Source organism: Bordetella sp. N, from assembly GCF_001433395.1.
Classification (GTDB): Bacteria; Pseudomonadota; Gammaproteobacteria; order Burkholderiales; family Burkholderiaceae_B; genus Bordetella_C.
The window spans coordinates 2033918-2052108 of sequence record NZ_CP013111.1 but is presented as its reverse complement, the minus strand read 5'-3'; the positions used below and the strand labels follow the sequence as shown (position 1 = coordinate 2052108).

The window sequence follows — 18191 nt, the reverse complement described above, 5'->3', positions numbered from 1 at the left end:
CGGCCGCCGTCCGGGCCGCTTTACTGGAACCGAAAACATGACGCTCACAGAACTCAAATACATCGTCGCCGTCGCGCGCGAGCGCCATTTCGGCCGAGCGGCCGAGGCGTGTTTCGTCAGCCAGCCGACGTTGTCGGTGGCGATCCGCAAGCTGGAGGACGAGCTGGGCGTGACCATCTTCGAGCGTGGCGGCGCCGAAGTGGGCGTGACGGCGATCGGCCAGCGCATCGTCGCGCAGGCGCAGAAGGTGCTTGAGGAAAGCGCCGGCATCAAGGAGATCGCCCGCCACGGGCATGATCCGCTGGCGGGGCCGCTGCGGGTGGGCGTGATCCATACCATCGGGCCTTATCTGCTGCCGCGCCTGGTGCCGGTGCAGATCACCCGCACGCCGCAGATGCCCTTGCTGCTGCAGGAGAATTTCACGGTCCGTCTGGTGGAACTGTTGCGCCAGGGCGAGATCGATTGCGCCATCATGGCCTTGCCTTTGCCCGAAGCCGGGTTGGTGGTGCAGCCGCTGTACGACGAGCCTTTCCTGGTGGCGGTGCCGCGCGACCATCCCTGGGCCAAGCGTAAGAGCATATTGGCCGAGGACCTGAAGCAGCAGACCATGCTGCTGTTGGGTAGCGGGCACTGTTTCCGCGACCAGGTGCTGGAAGTCTGTCCGGAGCTGTCGCGTTTTTCCGCGGCCAGCGACGGGATACAGCGGACCTTCGAGGGGTCGTCGCTGGAGACCATCCGCCATATGGTCGCCGCGGGCATCGGCATTACGGTGCTGCCGGTGACGGCCGTGCCGGAACATCCGCCGGCCGACAGCCTGTTGACCTATGTACCGCTGGAGCCGCCGACGCCGGACCGGCGCGTGGTGCTGGCGTGGCGGCGCAGCTTTCCGCGGCTGGCGGCCATCGAGGCTTTGGCGCAGGCCATTTATGCGACGCAGTTGCCGGGCGTGCGGATGCTGGAAGACGAAGTGGCATCCCATCAGGATTAAGGGCAACGCGGCGTTCGCGTGAAAAGGCTCGTCACGGGCCGGTGGTATCCTTGCTCAGCAATTCAATCAAATCAACGAGGCTTATCCATGGCTAAGGTTTCCAAGAACACTGTTGGCGCACCGCGCATCAATATCGGCATTTCCGACAAGGATCGTGCGGCCATTGCCGCCGAACTGTCCAAGCTGCTGGCTGACTCGTACACGCTGTACCTGATGACGCACAACTTCCATTGGAACGTCACGGGGCCGCTGTTCAATACGCTGCATACGATGTTCATGACGCAATACACGGAAGAGTGGAATGCGCTGGACAGCGTGGCGGAGCGGATTCGTGCATTGGGTCACCATGCGCCGGGTACGTATCGCGAATACGCCAAGCTGTCGTCGATCGCCGAGCCGACGTCGGTGCCCGATGCCATGGAAATGGTGCGCCTGCTGGTGAAGGGCAACGAGTCGGTCGCCAAGACCGCTCGCGCGGCTTTCGAGAAAGCCGATGGCGCGAATGACCAGCCGAGTGCTGATCTGCTGACGCAGCGGCTGGATATCCATGAAAAGAACGCGTGGATGCTGCGCAGCTTGTTGGAGTAGAAGGCCCCCCCGTACCATGCTTCGCATGGCCCCCCAGGGGGCGGCACTGGCGGACCGGAAGGAAAGTCCACCCCAGCGCGCTGTGCGCGCGCCCCTCAAGGGGCGGCACTGGCGGACCGGCAAAGCCGGCTCCGCTGTGCCTGCGATAGATGAGACCTGTGCATTGCACAGGTCTTTTTTTGTGAGGTGTAGCTCGCGGCGGCAGCGATTCGCCTTATGAGGCGTAGCCGGCGACAGGGGCGATGCGGCGCGCGGGAGGGACTATTCGCCAGACGGCCCGGCGGCGTAGGGCGCCGTACAGTTTCAAACCCTGCGGCCACACGTCCAGGCCGCTTTCGGCATTGAGATGGCCGGCGCCTTCAATGACCACCAGCCGGCTTCCCCAATCTTCGGCGAACTCGCGCGCCCGGGTCAGCTGGCAGCAGGGATCGTTGTCGCTGGCCACCACCACGCTCTGGAATCCCAGCGGGCGGCGGGATATCGGCGCGAACCGCGCCAACCCTGGATCCGCACCGTGGCGCTCGATATCCGCGGGCGCCACCAGCAGCGCCCCGGCAACCTTGGCGCGCAAAGGCACGGGCAGGGCGGCCACCGCGATGCAGCCCAGGCTGTGCGCGATCAGCAACGCCGGCCAACGCGCGGCCTCGATGGTCGCGGCCAAGGTCGAGATCCAGGCATGAGGTTCAGGATGTTCCCAGTCTTGCTGCGGCACGCGGACGGCGTGCGGCAGGTTTTGCTCCCACAGCGTTTGCCAGTGGCCAGGGCCGGAATTTTTCCATCCGGGAACGATGATCGGTTGGAATCGCATGGAAAGGATGATGCGCGCGCGGCTATCCAACGCAAAAGAATATATCGTCGATTGTTTATGCCCCTTAAGGAATAAGGCCGAATGAGGCCCCCCGTACCGCGCTACGCGCGGAGGGAGGGACCACCCCGGCGCGCTGTGCGCGCCCCCCTCAAGGGGCGGCACTGGCGGACCGGCAAAGCCGGCTCCGCTGTGCCCCGGATTGACGAGGCCTGTGCCATGCACAGGCCTCTTTGCTTAGTAGCCGAAGGCGCGCCTCGCAGGCGCGCGCCGGCGTGCCGCGCATCGGTGAGACTTGTGCCATGCACAGGTCTCTTTCCATGCCAGCCGGAGGCTGTACCACGGTGCTTTACGGTGGGTTACAACTTCCCCGTCAAATTCGGGGAAGTTCAAAGCGCGGCCTGCGTGCGGACTTTTCGTTCAGGTATCCTCGTTTTCCTGTCCGCCAACCGCGGGCAGGCGCGCGGGTCACGAGCCCGCGCGGGATCAAGTCATTAAAAGCAAGGAGACAAATAATGCAACCTTGGCGAAAACTCGCTCCGGCCCTGGGTGTCATGACGGGCCTGGCTATCAGCGGCGCCGCGACGGCCCAGGAGACGCTGCGTATTGCCGTGGTCGGCCCCACGACGGGCCCGGTCACCCAGTACGGCGATATGGTGCGTGAAGGCGTCACGACCGCCGTGGAACAGATCAACGCGGGCGGCGGCGTGCTGGGCAAGCAACTGGAAATCGTCAACGTCGACGACGGCTGCGAACCCAAGCAGGGACCCGTCGCGGCCAATCGGGTGGTCAACGAGAAAATCCATTTCGTGGTCGGTCCGGTCTGTTCAGGCGCCTCCATCGCCGCCGCGTCGATCTACAACGACGAAGGCGTGGTGATGGTCACGCCGTCAGCCACGGCCCCGGCCCTGACCGACCGCAAGAACTACACCTTCATCTTCCGCACGATCGGCCGCGACGACCAGCAAGGACCCGCCGCGGCGCGCTACATCATCGACAAACTGAAGCCGTCCAAAGTGGCGGTCCTGCACGACAAGCAGTCCTACGGCCAGGGTATCGCCACCGCGGTCAAGACCGGGCTGGACCAAGCCGGCATTCCAGTGGTCCTGTTCGAAGGGATCAATGCCGGCGACAGCGACTATTCCGCGGTCATCACCAAGCTCAAATCCGCCGGCGTGGACTTCGTGTATTTCGGCGGCTATCACCCGGAAATGGGCTTGTTGCTGCGCCAGGCCGCCGAGCAGGGGCTGAAGACGCGCTTCATGGGACCCGAAGGCGTGGGCAATCCGGACATCAACGCCATCGCGGGCGATTCGGTGGAAGGCATGCTGCTGACCCTGCCGGCGGACTTCGCCCACAATCCCGCCAATGCCGCCGTGGTCAAGGCCTTCGCCGACAAGAAGCGCGACAGCACTGGCGCCTTCCAGCTGCCGGCCTATGCCGCCGTGCGGGTCATCGTCGACGGCATCAAGGGCGCCAATTCCACCGATCCCACCAAAGTGGCGGCCTATATGCACGCGCACAGCTTCGATACGCCGATCGGTAAAGTGGAGTGGAACAAGCAGGGCGACCTGACCGATTTTGCCTTCGACATCTATGCCTGGCATAAAGACGGCAGCAAGACGGCGCAGAAATAAGCGCGGCATAATGCTCGCATTCACTACAGCCGTGGCGGCGCCTCATGGTCAGACCTGATTACATGCCTTATGAACCGTTCGACAGCGCCGAGTCCGCTGTCGAACGCCTTATCGCCATCTACGACCGCAATACCGCTTTCCTGCGCGAGGCGCTGGAAAGCGTGACGCGCGGGGAAGTATCGCAGGGGCGGGTGCGCGCCTGCTACCCGTCGATACGCATCTCGGTGCATACCTACGATGCCATCGATACGCGGCTGTCTTACGGCCATGTGGCGGAGCCGGGTATCTACCAGACCACCGTGACGCAGCCCGCGCTGTTCAAGCGCTATCTGCTGGAGCAGATCGGCCAGCTGCTGCAGAACCATCGGGTGCCGGTGGAAATCGGCGAATCGAATGTGCCGATTCCCCTGCATTTCGCGTTTCCCGAAGGCGCTTATGTGGATGGCAGCAAGCTGGAGGCACTGAAGCGGCCGTTGCGGGACATTTTCGATGTGCCCGACCTGGCGATCACCGACGACGCCATCGTCAACGGCACCTGGCATGGGCGCGACAACGAGCCTCGTCCGCTAGGGCCGTTTACCGCGCCGCGCATCGATTATTCGCTGCATCGACTGCAGCACTACACGGCCAGCAAGCCCGCGGATTTCCAGAATTTCGTGTTGTTCACGAATTACCAGTTTTACGTGGACGAATTCTGCGCCCGGGCGCGCGCGCTGTTGGCGGATGGCACCGGTGGCTACGAGGCCCTGGTGGAGCCCGGCAACCGGGTGACGGCACGTGGTCAGGTGGAAGCCGAAGACACGGGCGCCACGCCCGTGCGCTTGCCGCAAATGCCGGCCTACCACCTGAAGCGGCCGGGTAATTCCGGCATCACCCTGGTGAATATCGGCGTGGGGCCGTCCAATGCGAAAACCATCACGGACCATATTGCCGTGCTGCGTCCGCATGCGTGGCTGATGCTGGGTCATTGCGCGGGACTGCGGACGTCGCAGCGGCTTGGCGATTATGTGCTGGCGCACGGCTATGTGCGCGAGGATCACGTGCTGGACGCCGATCTGCCGACGTGGGTGCCGGTGCCGCCGCTGGCCGAAGTACAGGTGGCGCTGGAGCAGGCCGTCGAGCAGGTGGCGGGGCTGTCCGGGTGGGAATTGAAGCGCATCATGCGGACGGGCACGGTGGCGACCATCGACAATCGGAATTGGGAACTGCGGGATCATATGGAGCCCGTCCAACGCTTCGCGCAGTCACGGGCGATCGCGCTGGACATGGAATCGGCGACCATCGCGGCGAATGGCTTCCGGTTTCGGGTGCCGTATGGAACCTTGCTGTGCGTGTCGGACAAGCCCTTGCACGGGGAGTTGAAACTGCCGGGCATGGCGACGGAGTTCTACCGGCGCCAGGTGGGGCAGCATCTGCAGATCGGCATGCGGGCCCTGGAACTGCTGGGGGAGATGCCGCCGGAAAGGCTGCATTCGCGCAAACTGCGCAGCTTCATCGAGACGGCGTTTCAGTAGTTTGCCCTTGCGTGCGGGGAAAACGGCGGACCTCCTTGCGGGGTCCGCTTTTTTTTCTGCACTGTCGAGCTACATTTTTTGACGTTTTCGCAGACCTTGGCGTCCGAAAGCATGTTCCATTAGGTCTTTATTTGCCTGGTCTGGTGGCCCTCGACACGGAGGGGCGCGGCCGCGGTAAAGGAGATCGATGGTTTATGGCTACGGCTAACCCTTATTTGCGCGTTACGGCGTTGGTTTCGACTTGCGCGGTGGTGGTGCTGGCGGGATGCGCATCGGACAAGCCGAAGTACGCGGAGACGTTCAGCGACAAGGGAACGTACACGCGCGATTACCCTGTGTCGGGCAAGGACACCTGCGAGGCCGCGCGACGCGCCTTGCTGAGTCAGGGCTATACGATCCAGAAGGCTCAGGAAGATGGCGTGGAAGCCATCAAGAATTTCCAGGAACCGGATCAGAAGCATACGCAGCTGTCCTTGCACGTGGTGTGCGCGCCGGATGGGGCGGATGGGAAGCACAGCACGGCGTTCGTGAACGCGGTGCAGGACCACTACATCATCAAGAAGAACAGCACGTCGGCGGGGGTCGGGCTTAGCGTCCTCGGGTCCGTGTCCATGCCCTTCGGCTCGTCCGACGACTCGCTGTCCAAGATCGCCAGCGAGACGATAGACAAGCCTGATTTCTATAGCAATTTCTTCGATCTGATGGCTCGGTACATGCCCAAGCCGGGCGAAGATGCCGCCGCCGCGGCAGCGAAGGTTCAGGCGGCGAAGGATCAGGCGGCTAAGGATCAAGCGGCTAAGGATCAAGCCGCGAAGGATCAAGCCGCGAAGGATCAAGCCGCGAAGGATCAGGCGGCGAAGGATCAGGCAGCGAAGGATCAGGCAGCGAAGGATCAGGCAGCGAAGGATCAGGCAGCGAAGGATCAGGCGGCGAAGGATCAGGCGGCGAAGGATCAGGCGGCGAAGGATCAGGCAGCAAAGGACCAGGCAGCCAAGGACCAATCAACGCCAGGCACTGGGACGGACTCATCAGGGTCCAGCGCCAATCCGCCCTCCACCAGCACGCCTTGACTCCGGCGGGGGAGCTTTTGGGGGGGCTCCCCCCCAAAAAATACCTCTGTGGTCATCCCCCAGCCCTCTCAAAAGGAATCGTACACTTACGCCCTTTAAAGAATTCGCCGGCCGTTTTTCATGTCTATCACTATCAACGAAGAACTGCGCGCGTACATCGACCCCCTCACCGAGGACGAGTACTCAGCGCTGGAACGCAGTCTATTGGCGGAAGGGTGCCGCGATGCCCTGGTCCTGTGGGGCGACGTTTTGGTGGACGGCCATAATCGCTACGCGATCTGCCAGAAACACGCCATTCCCTTCAGCACCGTCCAAAACCACCGCTTCCAAAGCCTGGAAGACGTCCACCTGTGGATGATCGACAACCAGCTGGGCCGACGCAGCGTGTCGGACTTCCAACGCGGCCTTATGGCGCTGCGCAAGAAGGAAATCATGGCCCTGCGCCGGGTCCGCGCCCAAGCCCGCCGTGCGGCGGAGTCCGAAGGCAATGACAGCGCCACCCTAGGCAGTTCCGCCAGCCAGCAAGGCCATGACGGCGACGACGCCCCGGCCAGCATGCCGACCGACGGCGCTCACCCCGGCGCCGATGACCAGGCCCACGCGGGCGCTGACTACACGCAGGCCGCCGGCACGGAGGCTGCCGCCGACGACGAACCGCCCTGGAATCGCCAGACCATCGCCCGGGTCGCCCGCGTCACCCCGGCAACCCTGACCGCCATCGAGAAAATCCAGAAGACCGGCGCGCCGGAACTGGTCGACGCCATCAAGTCCGGCGTGATCTCCATCAACGCGGCTGCCGCGGTAGCGTCGCTGCCGGCCACGGATCAGGTTGCCGCCGTCGCCGGCGGCAAGAAGGAGCTGCGCGCCGCTGCCCGTCAGGTGCGGGAAGCGCGGGCACCGGCCAAGGCGCCGCGTCCCGATCTGCCCGATCCACCTGCCGACGCCACGCCTGAACAGTTGCAGATCCACAAGTTGATGGGCGAGATCGCCGATCTGAAGGACGAGCGGGACCAGCTGAAAAAGAAGGTACAGCAGCTGACCGTCGCGCTCGCCCAATCCCGCGGCGAGGGAAATGATTGAAAGTTTTGTATGTGTTATGTAACTCGACGTAACATCTAGCTGGCGGGCCGCCTTGGGACGCTATATCCTGCCTGAGCCTATGCAGGGCTGGCGAATAGGCGCCAGGCCGCTGAGGTGTTCGAGGGGAAGGGGTGGGACCATGGATGAAATGAACGATGCCGCAACGGTGAGTCTGGCGCCGCCCCGACCCATGCTATTGCTCAACGAGGCCTGCGCGGCAGCCCGCCGCTGCGAAGCGGACTCCGTGTGCCACGCCGTCGACAAGGCCTTGGGTGAACTGGTCGGACATAAGCTGTTCGCCGTCTATTACCTGTCGCACGAGGCCCGTGAACTGGTAGGCATCTACAGCAGCCGTCCGGCCGATCTTCCGCCCGGCAGCCCGCATCCCATGGGCACGCCGTCTTGGAACGATCTGGTGATCAGCCGGGGACAGCCCTATATCGGCTGCGATGTGGACGACCTGCGATGGGCGTATGACGATGCGCGCCAGATCACGGATCTTGGCTGCACGGCGGTGCTGAACGTGCCGGTCGTCGTCAAGGGCGAGACCGTGGGCATGGTCAGCCTGATGCACGACAAGGGCTGGTACTGCGACGAGCATGTCCAGCTGGCCATGCCTTTCGCTTATCTGCTGGCGCCGGCCCTGGCCGCCGCGCGTCAGTTGGTCGAAGTGGCGGTTTGAACCCCGCGGTTTACGGCCCGCGGGTTGGTCCTCCGCGGTTTGATCCCCGCAGTTTGACACCTACTCAGCGCTGATCTCGATTCGCGCTGTTTCCTCTTCCGCCGTCACCGCCAGCCGCGTACCGGCGGGCAGGGCGCACAGACCGTCCCACGTTTCCGCGTCGGCCACGACGATGGGAACGCGGGCATCGTAAAGCTCGGACGCGACGATGCAGCCCAGCGCCACGATAAGATCCCTGTCCCGCATGACGATGGCGGCCGGCCCCGTGCCATTGCGGATGGCCTCGGCCAGCACGCTGCTGCTGCTGCTCGATCCCTTCGCACGCGCCATCAGCAGGATTACACCAGCCAGGGCAATCCCAAATTGCGGATGGCGCGCTTCGATGATACGTCCGGCATCGGCGTCATAACCGCCCCAGAAGCTGAGTGCTTCGTCCAGCAGGCACAGGGTCCCGGCGCCCGCGCCGGGCACCACGCTTTCGGCGTCCCAGAATTTATTGTCCATCGAATATCACCTTGCCCAGGCGGGCGGATAGCACGCAGTCGCGCAGGCTGCCGTAGGCAACCTGCACGCCGATATTGGCCGGCGCGTAGTGGGCCCATTTGCCCGAGTTGGTCATGACCACGCCGCGCGTGTTCCGCATGATGGGCGTCAGATAGGTACAGGTGTCGGTGACGAATTCCACCCCCGCCTGCCGCAGCCGCGCCGCCAGGCCGCTGGATTCCAGTTCCCAAAGGATGTAGCGGCTGGTGTTGACGTAGAAGTCCACGGCCAGGGGTGCCGGCTGCCGGGCGAGCAGGGACTCGAGCCTCCCGCATTCCTCCAGGGAAAAATGCGGCGTTCCCACGCTGACCGCTGCCAGCGTATCGCCGGGGCGCGCCTGGTTCAGGCTGTCGCGCATGGCGCGCAGGTCGGCAGCGCTGACGTTCAGGGTCTGCCGGGGCGGTGCATCACCAAAGGCTGCCCGCAGGGTGGGCGCTTCGGGTGTCAGGCCGACCGCGTGGAACAGGGCGATGGCGCCGCTGGACGCCGCCGCCGCCCCCAGGGCCTTCAGCTCGTCTTCGCGAGTATCGGCCGGCAGTCCCTCGATGACCGGAATCAGCGTGCCCGCATGGCGGCCCACCCACAGGCCCAGGGCGGCGTACCAGATGTCGCGGCCGTCCGGATCGGCCGGAAAGTCGGCGACCTGGAACAGGCACTGGCCCAGGCGATTTTCCGGCAGATGCAGGCCGCAGTAGGGCGCCCGGCCGGTCAGCGCGGCGCACAGGTCGATGAAATCGCCATAGCGGTTGGTGCGCGCGCCCAGTACCGAGTTGGCGAAGACGATGGCATTGGATTCCGCCCAGGCGATCTGCTGGCCGAGCCGGGGACGGTGCTTGAGCTGGTAAGGCGCGCAGGTAAAGGTGGATTCGCAGCCCAGTTCCAGGTGTGCCTGCATCAGGCGCTCGGCGTCGCGCCGCAGGGTCGCTTCGCCGCGGAACAGTTCCGGGTGGATGAGATCCACCGAACCCACGTTCAGCGTGGTCGGCACCACGACCTTGCCGCCGCCGGCCACCAGCCGCTCGACGAAGTCCAGGCTGGTCTGGCCATGGTAGAGACAGCCGTCGATGTGGGCGCTTTCGATATCGACCAGTTGCCGGGCGCCCATGACACTGGCGCAGCGGACCAGGATGCGCATGGCCAGCGCGGCGGCGGAGCCGTGCCGGCCGTCCAGCAGGGCCTGGTCATGAGGGGTAAGGGTGATCAAACGGTGAACCTCCGGTGCTGGAAAGCGTGCTCGGGGATTTTACCGAGGCAAATGTGGAGTGTAGGCGCCTGCTCAGCTATAACTTTTGGGCTTCAAGAAAGTAACCACAGATTGCATAATTGCGATTGTGACAGTTTGACGAAACAGGCAGAATGCGAGCGCTTCGAGCTTGCTCCCCGCATGGTTCGCTGTTTAGGCAACATCCCAAATTTTAATAAATAGGACGGCACGCGCTTGAGCGCGGTCGGGTCAAGGCAGTGACATATCAAGCAGTGGTGGCGGGTGGCCGCGCGATGAGCCCCTCGTGGCGTGGCCTGGCGCGAGCGCTGATGGCGGCGGCCGTGATGGGAAGCGCCACGCTGGCGCAGGCCGCCTATATCGTGGTCGATACCGGCCACACCCCGCAGCGCCCCGGGGCCACGGGTGCGAGCGGCCGGGTCGAATACCAATACAACCTGGATTTGAGCGGCGCCGTGGCGCATGACCTGATGGCGCTGGACGACCGCGTGAAACGCATATCGGTCAACGGCAAGGATATCGCCCTGAAAGAGCGGCCGCAGCAGGCGCCGGATGCCGATTTCTTCATCTCCATCCATCACGATTCCATGCAGCAGGCCTGGATCGACGCGGGTCGCCAGCGTGAATTCGCCGGCTTTTCGATCTTCGTGTCCCAGCTCAATCCCAATTATGAGCAGAGCCTGAACTGCGCCAAAGCCATCGGTGAGAATCTTCTGGCAGCCGGCGAGAAACCGTCGCTGTACCATGCGACGCCTGTTCCAGGCGAGAACCGGCCGCTGATCGACCAGCGCCTGGGCATACACCGCTTCGACGATCTGGTGGTGTTGAAGAACGCCACCACGCCGGCGGTGCTGGTGGAGGCGGGCGTGATCGTCAATCCGGACGAGGAAAAGCGCCTGGCCGATCCGCAAACCATCACCAAGTTGGCGGGCGCCATCGCGCAAGCCGTGCATGAATGCAACCAGAAACCGTGAAATAGCCACCGATCGCGGTTAGTCCCACCGCGTTCATCTATTTCTTTTCTGGAGACATGACATGAAGCAACTCGTCCGCGGCATCGCGCTGGCCGCCATGACCGGCATGGCTTGCGGGGCGACCGACGCCCGCGCCGCCGGCTGCGCCAAACCGCGCAGCGCCTTCGATCAGGTCTATTGCTCGGGCAATATGTTTTCGCAGACGAATCATGATCTGAACACCGCCTATGCGGACCTGCGCAAGCACATGAAGCCTTCCCAACAGGAAATGTTGAGGAAGGGCCAGAAGGCCTGGATCAGAAAGCGCGAGGAGCAATGCAGCATCGAGAAGCCGGACGGCTACTACGTCAACCTCGATTGCGCGGTGTCCCTGACGCAAGAGCGCCTGAGCTTCATCAAGGAACGCGAACGCGAGTGCAAACGCGGCGGTTGCGAAGACAGCCAGCTGGGCGGGTAGGCCATCCGCCCCAGCCCCCGCAGTGGGCACGTGTCCCGCACCATAAATCTTGAAAAAAGAATAAATCAGAAATATAGTTCTCTAAATGAGATTTAGAGAACCCAATCCTTGGAACTCACCGAACTGGAAATCTTCCGCGCTGTCGCGCTAGAACAGAGCGTGACCCGCGCCGCCCAGCGCCTGGGAAGAGTCCAATCCAACGTGACAACCCGCCTGCGGCAGCTGGAAGACGACCTGGGTGTCAGTCTGTTCCACCGCGACAACAAGCGCATGACCCTGACCCCCGAAGGCCAGGGCATGCTGGACTACGCGGAGCGCCTGCTGGCGCTGGCCGAAGAGGCCCGCCAGGCAGTGCGCGGAGGCACACCAACCGGGCGCCTGCGCCTGGGCTCGATGGAAGCCGCCGCCGCCAGCCGCTTGCCCGGCCCCTTGACACGCTTCCACGAGGCCTGGCCCCAGGTCACAGTCGAAATCCAGACCGGCACCACTCAAGCGTTGGCCGATGCCGTGGCGGAATCCCGCCTGGACTGCGCCATCGTGGCCCACCCGCATACCGGCGCGCCCGCCGCCGCCGACATGCGCGAATTGGCCGAGGGCCTGGAAGGCCGCTACCTGTTCACCGAAGACCTGATGCTGGTAACCCCGCCCGGGCACCCCAAGCCAGCCACGGCCGCTGATCTGCGGGTGCGCCGCCTTGCCGCCTTCGCGCGCGGCTGCACCTACCGCAAGTGCGCCTTGCAGTGGCTGGAAGAGCAGGGCGGCGACCCTGGGCAATGGACCTTGCTGGACCTCAATTCCTATGACTCCATCCTGGCCTGCGTGATGGCCGGCACGGCCGTGGCGGTGCTGCCGCACTCCATGATCGCCATGCGGCGCGTGCCGGATGGCGCGGGAGTCGTGCCGCTGCGGCCGGTGCATAGTTATCTGATCCGGCGCGCGGGCTTCGATACCGCCGCGTTGCGGGAATTCGCCAAGATGCTGGGCGCAGAAGGCCAACCGGGGTCCAACCCAGGCAACCCGGGCAACCCAGGCAACCAGGCAACCAGGCAATCCAGTTCCTGGACACCGCCCGCCCGGAAACCGCACAAGGCCCGCATAAGGTCCCAATAAAGCCGATTTCTTTCTCCCACCTTGCAGGAGACCACCATGTCCTCGTCTTCCACGCCGGTCGCCGGCGCTTCCCTAGCGGCACGGCTGGGGCTGACCGCCCCCATCATCCAGGCGCCGATGGCCGGCACCAGCACACCGGCATTGGCCGCGGCCGTCAGCAATGCCGGCGGCCTGGGCTCGCTGGGCCTGGGCGCGATGAACGCCGCGGCCGCGCAGACCGCCATCGAGCAGACCCGCGCGCTGACCAGCCGTCCCTTCGGCGTCAACGTCTTCTGCCATGCCCCGGCCCAGGCCGACGCCAACGCGGAATCCGCCTGGCTGCGCTACCTTGCGCCAGTGTTCGAGCGCCATGGCGTCACGGCGCCGGCAGCGTTGAAGGAGATCTACACCAGCTATGTCGTCGATGCCGACATGCAGGCCTTATTGCTGCGCGAGAAGCCGGCCGTGGTGAGTTTCCACTTCGGCCTGCCCGCCGTGGAACACATCCAGGCCCTCCGCGCGGCCGGCATCCTGTTGATGGCCACGGCCACCAATCTGGACGAGGCACGTCGCATCGAAGCCGCGGGCATCGACGCCATCGTGGCGCAGGGCATCGAAGCGGGCGGACATCGGGGGTTCTTCGACCCGCGGGCCCATGACGAACAACTGGGCACGCTGGCGCTGGTGCGCCTGCTGGTCAAGCAGACGGGGCTGCCCGTGGTGGCGGCGGGCGGCATCATGGATGGCGCGGGCATCGTCGCGGTGCAGGCCTTGGGGGCGCAGCTGGCGCAGTTGGGCACGGCCTTCGTGACCTGCCCGGAGTCGGCCGCCGATGCGGCGTACCGGCAGAATCTGCTGGGGCATGAGCAGGTCAGCACCGCGCATACGCGGGCGATTTCCGGCCGCGCGGCGCGTGGCGTGCGGAATCAGCTGATGGCCCTGGGCATCGCCGCCGACGCCCCGCCCGCGCCTGACTATCCCATCGCCTACGATGCCGGCAAGGCCTTGCACGCGGCCGCCAAGGCCCGCGGCGAGCACGGCTATGGCGCCCACTGGGCCGGCCAGGCCGCGGCCCTTTCCCGCGCGCTCCCCGCCGCCGAACTGGTCGCGGCCTTGCAGGCCGAACGCAAAGCCACGATACAGGCGCTGACGGCCGCCTGACGCGACTTGGTCGCGGCCTTGTTGGCTGCGGGCAGGCCCTGATCCAAGCGCCGGCGGCCGCGCGTAGCCGCTCGTTCGCTCGGCGCCGGGCGCCGGCCATCCGGCATTGCGGAACATTCCCTCAAACGCGCTCCCAGGCTCTGGCCCGGGAGCGTTTCCCCGCCGGCGCGGGGCGGCGCGCAGCCGCAAAATCGCGCTCCCCAGCTCCAAAAACTAAGCAACCCTTATCTTTCCGCATCGCACCAAAAAAAATCCTCTATTACGTGCTTTTCCAGGGCTAAAGACCTTCGGGCAAAGGTCGTAAAGGAGGGAGTAAGAAAGCGGTGCGTCAACACTCGATTTCTTGGGGCGTCCGGCGGAGACTCCGTGCGCCCGGGTTTTACCCGCGGCCTGCCGGCCGTACCTCGCTGCGTCAGCAGTAATCAAGAGTAGGACAAGAAATCGTCATGCTGAAGAATATGAAGATAGGCGCCCGTCTGGCGCTCGGGTTCGGCCTGGTGCTGGCCCTGGCCATGCTGATTACCGGCATGAGCCTTTGGCGCCTGAGCACGGTGGCCAACGCCACCCGCGCCATGATGGAGCTGCCCCTGGCCAAGGAACGCATGACCAACGACTGGGCCAATTACGTGCTGGTCGGCATCACGCGCACCACGGCCATTGCCAAGAGCACCGATACCTCCCTGGCGCCGTTCTTCGCCGGCGACGCGGCCGAAGGCACACGGGCGTCGCTGGAGATCATGAAGAAGCTGGAACCCCTGATCCAGGACACCGACGAGAAGGCGGTCTACAAGAAGATCATGGACGTGCGCGGCGGCTACGTGAACGCCCGCGACACCATCATGAAGCTGAAGGGCGAAGGCAAGGCGGAAGAAGCCAACAAGATCTTCCTGTCCACCTTCCAACCCGCCTCTGTCGGCTACAGCAAGCTGCTGGCCGAATTCGTCGACGTGCAGCGCAAGCGGCTGGACCTGGACGCCGCCCACATCCAGGAGATCGACCAGGAAAGCCGCCAGCAGCTGATCATCCTGGCCCTGCTGGCCCTGGCCTTCGGCGCCACCTGCGCCTGGCTGCTCACCCGCGGCATCACGCGCCCCCTGGCCTCGGCTCTGGACGCCGCCCGCCGCGTGGCCGACGGCGACCTGAGCAGCGAGATCAAGGTCCACGGCCGCGACGAGACCGGCCAGTTGCTGGAGGCCTTGCAGGGCATGAACGGCAACCTGCGCAACATCGTCGGCCAGGTGCGCGGCGGTACCGATTCCATCGCCACCGCGGCGCGCGAAATCGCCGCCGGCAACCTGGACCTGTCCTCGCGCACCGAAGAGCAGGCCAGCTCCTTGAGCGAAACCGCCGCCACCATGGAGCAGATGACCGTCACGGTGAAGCAGAACGCCGACAACGCGCGCCAGGCCAATCAACTGGCGATGTCGGCGTCGGAAGTGGCCAGCCGCGGCGGCGCCGTGGTGTCGCAAGTGGTCGGGACCATGACCTCGATCAATGAATCGTCGCGCCGTATCGTGGACATTATCGGCGTGATCGACGGCATCGCCTTCCAGACCAACATCCTGGCGCTCAACGCGGCGGTGGAAGCCGCTCGCGCGGGTGAACAGGGCCGCGGCTTCGCCGTGGTCGCCAGCGAAGTGCGCAGCCTGGCGCAGCGCTCGGCCACCGCCGCCAAGGACATCAAGCAGCTGATCAGCGATTCCGTGGCCAAGGTCGACAGCGGTTCCCAACTGGTGAGCCAGGCTGGCGCGACCATGGACGAGATCGTCGAAAGCGTGAAGCGGGTGACCGACATCATGGGCGAGATCAGCGCGGCCACGCACGAACAGACGGGCAGCATCGAGCAGATCAACCTGGCCATCGCGCAGATGGAGCAGGTGACGCAGCAGAACGCCGCGCTGGTGGAAGAAGCCGCCGCCGCGTCGGGCGCCATGCAGGACCAGACGTCGACCTTGGCGCAACTGGTCAGCGTCTTCCGCCTGGCGCAAGGCACGGCCGAGTACGCGGTCGCGCGCCTGACCGCCGCCAAGCACGAATCCGGCGAATACGTGGCCTTGCCCGCATAACGAGTCCAGGCAGTGAGTGATAGACGGTGGATGTAATGCTGAAATTGGACGCCGGGGCGGAGCTGGAAGTGCTGCGCGCCCACGTCCGGCACCTGCAGGGCCGCTTCGACCTGATCATCCAGGCGACCAGCGACGCGCTGTGGGACATGGAGATCGGTGCTTGGGACCTGAATGATCCGCAGTGTCCCTGCTGGCTGTCCGACCAGTTCCGGCGGATGCTGGGCTACGACACGCTGGAAGAGCTGCCCAATTTGCTGTGCAGCTGGTCCTCCCGCCTGCATCCGGACGACAAGGCGCGCACGCTGGGCATCTTCGCCGCGCACATCAATGACCGCACCGGGCAGACGCCTTATGACGTGACGTACCGGCTGCAATGCCGGGATGGCAGCTATCGCTGGATGCGCGCGCTGGGGCGGACGCAGCGCGCGCCGGACGGGAAGGGCCTGCGCGTGGCCGGCGCCATGACCGACATCACGGACAGCATGGTGTTGATGGACCTCAAGCGTTATGCCGAGGACATCGCCGCCCGCTACCGCGACCAGGCCTCGCTGCTGGACAAGACCACCGACGCCATCGTGGTGCGCAGCCTGGAAGGACGCATCCTGTTCTGGAACAAGAGCGCGGAGCGCATGTACGGCTGGTCGCCGGAGGAAGCGACGGGGCGCATGGTGGCGGAGCTGATCTATGACGACCACGCGCTGCTCGACGACATCACCGGCCGCATCCTGACGCACGGCGAATGGCGCGGCGAGATCCGCCACCGGCGCAAGGACGGCACCACCTTTCCGGTGGAAGGACATTGGACACTGGTGCTGGACGAGGCCGGCGAGCCCAAGTCCATCATGGTCATCAATTCGGACATCACGCAGCGCAAGGCCGCCGAACACAAGATCCGGCTGCTGGCGATGTACGACTCGCTGACGGGGCTGCCCAATCGCACCCTGTGCATGGAAAGCCTGGGGCGTGCGCTGGTGGAAGCGCGCATGAACGACGGCATGCTGGCGGTGCTGTTCATGGACCTGAACCGCTTCAAGGAAATCAACGACACGCGCGGCCACGGCGTGGGCGACCAGGTGCTGGTGCAGGTGGCGCGGCGTTTTCAGGCGGTGCTGCGTCCGGGCGAGATCCTGTCCCGCCTGGCGGGTGACGAGTTCATCGTCGCCACGCCGGTGGACGATCGGGCCGCGGCGGCCGACCTGGCGGAGCGCTTACAGAGCGCCTTGCTGGATCCGGTGGCGGCCGCCGATCACACCTTCTTCATGCGTGTGAGCATAGGCATCGCCCTGCATCCGATGGACGGCACCACCATCGACGACCTGCTCAAGCGCGCGGATATCGCCATGTACCGCGCCAAGGCCAGCGGCGTCGGCCATGTGTTCTACGAGCCCGAGATGAGCGACGGCCTGGCCGAGCGCATGGAACTGGCCAAGGACCTGGCGCGCGCCTTGAACAACGGCGAGCTGCAGCTTTACTACCAGCCCAAGGTGCATCTGGACAGCGGCGCCATGGTGGGCGCCGAGGCGCTGCTGCGCTGGTACGATCCGCGGCGCGGCTGGGTCAGTCCGGTGGACTTCATCCCCATCGCGGAGGCCCGCGGCATGATGGCGCCGCTGGGTCGCTGGGTGTTGCGTGAAGCCTGCCGCCAGATGAAGTCATGGCAGCTGGAAGGCCTGCATTTCACGGGACGGCTGGCGATCAACCTGGCCGCGCAGGAACTGGACGACGGCATGTTGGCCAGCAATATCGTCGACATCGTCCGGGCCGCGGATCTGGAGCCGGAGTTCTTTGAACTGGAATTGACCGAAAGCGGCTTGATGGGCGACATCGAGCGTTCGATCGTTGTGATGGCGGCGCTGAAGGCGGCGGGGTTTTCCTTGTCCATCGACGACTTCGGGACGGGTTATTCGTCGCTGGCGTACCTGAAGCGCCTGCCCGTCGACAAGCTGAAGATCGATATCTCCTTCGTGCGCGACATGCTCAACGACCGCCACGACCGCACCATCGTCACCACCATCCTGGGGATGGCGCACAACATGGGCTTGAGCGCCATCGCCGAAGGCGTGGAGCGGGCGGAGCAGGCCGACGCCCTGCGCAATATGGGCTGCGACGAGGCGCAGGGGTATTACTACGGCCGCCCGCAGCCGGCGTCGGTGTTCGCAAGGACGTGGTTGACCGCGCAGCCGCGGGCGTAGTTGCTGCTTAGTGGCTGCGGGGTGGCTGCCTGATCGCTGCGTGAAGGCTCCATGCCGATCCCGCAGCCATGCAGGCGCCTGTCATGGGGGCTGAAGTAAACTTGGCGCGCCGCCAATGCTGGC

Annotated in this window: 16 protein-coding genes; 13 read left to right on the top strand and 3 right to left on the bottom strand. The window is 64.9% G+C overall.

The window, feature by feature from the left end; all coding sequences use genetic code 11:
* The first annotated feature begins 37 nt into the window (after positions 1-37).
* On the top strand, positions 38-988 hold the full coding sequence (locus ASB57_RS08805; RefSeq protein ID WP_057651884.1) for a LysR substrate-binding domain-containing protein: 951 nt from the start codon (positions 38-40) through the stop codon (positions 986-988).
* A gap of 87 nt (positions 989-1075) precedes the next feature.
* Positions 1076-1576 (top strand): Dps family protein, encoded by a 501-nt coding sequence (locus ASB57_RS08800; RefSeq protein ID WP_057651883.1) that lies wholly within the window; start codon positions 1076-1078, stop codon positions 1574-1576.
* A 214-nt stretch (positions 1577-1790) separates the two neighbouring features.
* Here ASB57_RS08800 and ASB57_RS08795 read toward each other — a convergent pair whose 3' ends face one another.
* Entirely contained in the window at positions 1791-2384 is a 594-nt protein-coding gene (locus ASB57_RS08795) for an alpha/beta hydrolase (protein ID WP_057656029.1), read from the bottom strand.
* A 512-nt stretch (positions 2385-2896) separates the two neighbouring features.
* Between ASB57_RS08795 and ASB57_RS08790 the strand changes: the two genes are divergently transcribed.
* The 5 genes from ASB57_RS08790 (at position 2897) to ASB57_RS08770 (ending at position 8364) form a co-directional block, all read left to right on the top strand.
* Complete coding sequence (locus ASB57_RS08790; protein ID WP_057651882.1) at positions 2897-4018, top strand: branched-chain amino acid ABC transporter substrate-binding protein; 1122 nt, start codon at positions 2897-2899, stop codon at positions 4016-4018.
* A gap of 44 nt (positions 4019-4062) precedes the next feature.
* Entirely contained in the window at positions 4063-5532 is a 1470-nt protein-coding gene (locus ASB57_RS08785) for an AMP nucleosidase (RefSeq protein WP_057651881.1), read from the top strand.
* 143 nt (positions 5533-5675) lie between these two features.
* The gene (locus ASB57_RS08780) at positions 5676-6602 is read left to right on the top strand and encodes a DUF2242 domain-containing protein (protein WP_156414102.1); all 927 of its coding nucleotides are present in this window, start codon (positions 5676-5678) and stop codon (positions 6600-6602) included.
* Between the two features lie 120 nt (positions 6603-6722).
* Positions 6723-7682, top strand: a complete 960-nt coding sequence (locus tag ASB57_RS08775) for a hypothetical protein (protein WP_057651879.1) — start codon at positions 6723-6725, stop codon at positions 7680-7682.
* Between the two features lie 139 nt (positions 7683-7821).
* Complete coding sequence (locus ASB57_RS08770; protein ID WP_057651878.1) at positions 7822-8364, top strand: GAF domain-containing protein; 543 nt, start codon at positions 7822-7824, stop codon at positions 8362-8364.
* 60 nt (positions 8365-8424) lie between these two features.
* On the opposite strand, the gene ASB57_RS08765 is transcribed toward ASB57_RS08770, so the two are convergent.
* Entirely contained in the window at positions 8425-8868 is a 444-nt protein-coding gene (locus tag ASB57_RS08765) for an aconitase X swivel domain-containing protein (RefSeq protein ID WP_057651877.1), read from the bottom strand.
* Positions 8858-10111 (bottom strand): aconitase X catalytic domain-containing protein, encoded by a 1254-nt coding sequence (locus ASB57_RS08760; RefSeq protein WP_057651876.1) that lies wholly within the window; start codon positions 10109-10111, stop codon positions 8858-8860. Before ASB57_RS08760 ends, ASB57_RS08765 begins: the two co-directional genes overlap by 11 nt.
* Positions 10112-10440: 329 nt before the next feature.
* Between ASB57_RS08760 and ASB57_RS08755 the strand changes: the two genes are divergently transcribed.
* The 6 genes from ASB57_RS08755 to ASB57_RS08730 all read left to right on the top strand — a co-directional run bounded on the left by ASB57_RS08755 (position 10441) and on the right by ASB57_RS08730 (position 18068).
* The gene (locus ASB57_RS08755) at positions 10441-11103 is read left to right on the top strand and encodes an N-acetylmuramoyl-L-alanine amidase (protein ID WP_057651875.1); all 663 of its coding nucleotides are present in this window, start codon (positions 10441-10443) and stop codon (positions 11101-11103) included.
* A 97-nt stretch (positions 11104-11200) separates the two neighbouring features.
* Entirely contained in the window at positions 11201-11560 is a 360-nt protein-coding gene (locus tag ASB57_RS08750) for a lysozyme inhibitor LprI family protein (protein WP_057656028.1), read from the top strand.
* Positions 11561-11668: 108 nt separating this feature from the next.
* Entirely contained in the window at positions 11669-12670 is a 1002-nt protein-coding gene (locus ASB57_RS08745) for a LysR family transcriptional regulator (RefSeq protein WP_082621469.1), read from the top strand.
* A gap of 36 nt (positions 12671-12706) precedes the next feature.
* Positions 12707-13810 (top strand): nitronate monooxygenase family protein, encoded by a 1104-nt coding sequence (locus ASB57_RS08740; RefSeq protein WP_057651874.1) that lies wholly within the window; start codon positions 12707-12709, stop codon positions 13808-13810.
* Positions 13811-14256: 446 nt separating this feature from the next.
* Entirely contained in the window at positions 14257-15876 is a 1620-nt protein-coding gene (locus ASB57_RS08735; protein ID WP_057651873.1) for a methyl-accepting chemotaxis protein, read from the top strand.
* 35 nt (positions 15877-15911) lie between these two features.
* Positions 15912-18068 (top strand): bifunctional diguanylate cyclase/phosphodiesterase, encoded by a 2157-nt coding sequence (locus ASB57_RS08730; RefSeq protein ID WP_057651872.1) that lies wholly within the window; start codon positions 15912-15914, stop codon positions 18066-18068.
* Positions 18069-18191: the final 123 nt, after the last annotated feature.